Source organism: Sandarakinorhabdus sp. (genome assembly GCF_031422795.1).
Classification (GTDB): domain Bacteria; phylum Pseudomonadota; class Alphaproteobacteria; order Sphingomonadales; family Sphingomonadaceae; genus Sandarakinorhabdus.
Window position 1 is genome coordinate 1 of the sequence record NZ_JANPML010000317.1, and the last position, 3,392, is coordinate 3,392.

Genomic DNA, 3,392 nt, shown 5'->3' on the forward strand with positions numbered 1-3,392 from the left:
CGCTCTGGCGACACCTATGTGGCGACAATTGTAGTACGCAACACCACGGCGCGCAGCCTCCCTGTCACCATCAACGCCAGCGCCGGCAACACCCGCTGGCCGGCCAGACCCATCACCCTGGCTGCTGGCGCCGCGCAGACCATCGCCTTTGCCGCCACCGCGCCGGCCGCCGGCACGCTGACGTGGAAACTTGCCGCCAGCGGTGGCGGCGCGGCCGATGCCGTTCAGGTGGAGCAGATCGTCGAGCCTGCCGTGCCGTCCGCCGTCATCACGGCCGCGCTCACCCGTGCTGGCCTGCCCATCGTGATGCCGGTTGGTGCGTTGCCGGGAACGGCCTTTGTCACGGTGGCGCTGTCGCCGTCGCTGGGCGGCAATCTGTCGGCAATGCAGGCCTATATGGCCGCCTATCCCTATGATTGCATCGAACAAAGGTTGTCGAAGGCCGTCGCCTTGGGTAACCGCGCCATGTGGGATCGCGAGGTCGCCGGCATCGGCGCGTGGATGGACGGGCGCGGCCTGCTGCGCTTCTTCCCCCGCGGCGGGCTGAACGGCAATGTCGACCTCACATCCTATGCTCTCCGGCTGTCCCGCCTCTCCGGCTGGCCGCTGCCTGCCGCCGAAAAGGCGCGGATGCTCGCAGGCCTGCGCCCGGTCGCCGAAGGCCGCGTTGAAGGCGACCGTTTGGCAGCGCTGGCCGCCCTAGCGGAAATTGAGGAGGTCGGGGGCGAAGCGGTGGGCCGCATGCTTGCCGGCTTCAACGCCACGCCCGACCAGTGGGGGCCAGCGGCACTGCTCGATTGGCGCGCTGTGCAGCTGGCCAGCGGCAATGGCCCCGCCGCAGCGCAGACGCTGGCCCGGCTGCGTGCCCGCCTCGATGATCGCGGCACGGTGATGCGATTTACCGGTCCGGCTGACGACTGGAGCCTGATGAGCGGGCGCGATGCGGCACTGGCCCGCCTGCTGCTGGTGGCCAATACCGATCCGGCCTGGGCCGCTGACGCCCCCCGCCTCGCCCGCGCCCTGATGCAACAGCAGCAGCGCGGCCATTGGGACACGACGCCGGCCAATGCGCTCGGCCGGCTGGCGCTGACTGGATTTGCAGCGCAATTCGAGAGGGGCGCGGTGACCGGATGCACAATGGTTGCATTGGGAACGGCGCAGCAGGTGGCGACATGGCCCGATCCTGCGCCCGTCCGTATGCCCGCCGCCAGCGCGCCGCTCAGTATCAGCCACGCTGGCAGCGGCCAGCCCTGGGCCATGGTTGCGATCAGCGCCGCGGTGCCGGCCACCAAGCCCATCGCCAATGGCCTCAGCCTGCGCCGGCAGATCATCCCCGTCCGCCAGGCCGTGCCGGGCCGCTGGAGCCGGGGCGATGTGCTGACGATCCGCATCACGCTGCAAGCGCGGGCGCAAACCGCCTGGGTGGCGCTCAGCGATCCGGTGCCGGCCGGCGCGACCATATTGGGCGGCGGGCTGGCAGGCCGTTCCGAAATCCTGGCCGAAGGCGACGCAAGCGCCGGCCAAACACCCGACTGGGTGGAGCGTCGCACCGGCGTCTACCGCGCCTATTGGCAGCAACTGGGTGCCGCGCCCGCCACCATCGAATATCGCATCCGGCTGGGCAGCAGCGGCCGCTTTGCCCTGCCGCCCGCCCGCGCCGAAGCAATGTATGCACCTGACATCAACGCGCTCCTGCCCGGCAGCACGCTGGTGGTTGCCGACGCACGATGAAGGACAATTTGCGGCGGGCCCGCGCTTTGCCTTTGGCGCTGCTGGTGCTGCTGGGTTTGCTGGTCTGGCGCACGCAGCCGGCGCCGGTGCCGGCCTTTGCCACGCTGGTGGCACAACCGGGCAGCGAGGCCATCCTGCTCGACCGGCAGGGCCGCGAACTGGCCCGCCGCCGCACCGATCCTGACACCCGCCGGCTCGATTGGCTGCCACTCGCCGCCATCAGCCCGGATCTGGTGCAGCGTCTGGTGGCGGCGGAAGACAAGCGCTTCTGGCAGCACGGCGGAATCGACTGGCGGGCCGTCGCCGGCGCAGCGCGGGACCGAATGACGGGCAACGGCGGCCGCGGCGCGTCGACCATTTCCATGCAGGTGGCGGCGCTGATCGATCCCGGTCTGGCCCGCGCCGGCCAGCGCGGCGCACTCGACAAGCTGGCCCAGATGCGCGCCGCCCGCGCGCTGGAAGCCCGGTGGAGCAAGGCGCAGATCGTTGAGGCCTGGCTTAACCTGCTGCCGTTGCGCGGCGACGTGGTGGGCGTGGATGCCGCTGCCCGCCTGCTCGCCGGACGACCGGCGGCAACGCTGGAGCCGGCGGAAAACGCCGTGCTGGTGGCGCTGGCCCGCCGTCCGTCTGCGCCTGCCGAAGCTGTGTTGAACCGGGCGTGCCGGGCCGCGCCCGATGTTGATTGCGCCGCCATCACACTGGCCACGGCGCGGCTGCTGGGGCCGCGCCAGCGGGTGGAATCCAGCGATCTCGCCCCGCATCTGGCGGATCGGCTGCTGCCACAAGGCACGCGCGGGACGTTGCGCAGCAGCATCGATGCCGATGTGCAGCGGTTGGTGCGCGCCGCGCTCGATCGGCAACTGGCGGCGCTCAGCGCCCGCAATGTCCGCGACGCAGCCGCAGTCGTGGTGGACAATGACACCGGGCGCATACTGGCCTGGGTGGGCAGCGCCGGCGCCGCCAGCCGGGCCGCCGCCGTCGATGGTGTCACCGCGCCGCGCCAGGCCGGATCGACACTAAAACCCCAGCTTTATGCGCTGGCGCTGGAACGGCGGCTGCTGACGGCGGCATCGTTGCTGGACGATTCGCCCGTCGATCTGGAGACCGCCACCGGGCTGTATATCCCGCAAAATTATGATCGCGGCTTTCGCGGCGCGGTGTCGGTACGTACGGCGCTGGGCAACAGCCTGAACGTGCCGGCAGTGCGGGCGCTGCTGCTCACCGGGGTGGAGCCGTTCCGGCAGCGCCTGTTCGACGTCGGCTATCGCGGTATCGACCGGCCGGGGGATTATTACGGCTTCTCTCTCGCACTGGGATCGGCCGAGGTGACGCTGCTCGAACAGGCCGCGGCCTTTCGCACATTGGCGCTGGGCGGGCTGAGTGGGCCGTTGACGCTGGATCCCAATGGGAAACCGGAAACCGGCAGGATCATCGACGTTGCCGCCGCCGCGATCATCCGCGATTTGCTGGCCGATACCGCCGCGCGCAGCGCCAGTTTCGGCGAGGAATCCGGCCTGTCGCTGCCCTTCCCGGCGGCGGTAAAGACCGGCACTTCAAAGGCCATGCGCGACAATTGGTGCATCGGTTTTTCAAGGCGATTCACCGTGGCGGTGTGGGTCGGCAATTTCGAAGGCGATGCGATGATCGGCGTTTCCGGTACC

At 70.0% G+C, this 3,392-nt stretch carries 1 protein-coding gene and 1 pseudogene; both read left to right on the forward strand.

Translation table 11 applies throughout. The features are described 5' to 3' along the window. Positions 1-1,731: pseudogene (locus tag RMO81_RS11535) on the forward strand (alpha-2-macroglobulin); the annotation flags it as partial. Then, positions 1,728-3,392: transglycosylase domain-containing protein (locus RMO81_RS11540; protein ID WP_310476025.1), on the forward strand; the 1,665-nt coding region annotated here is incomplete at its 3' end. The pseudogene RMO81_RS11535 and the gene RMO81_RS11540, both read left to right, overlap by 4 nt.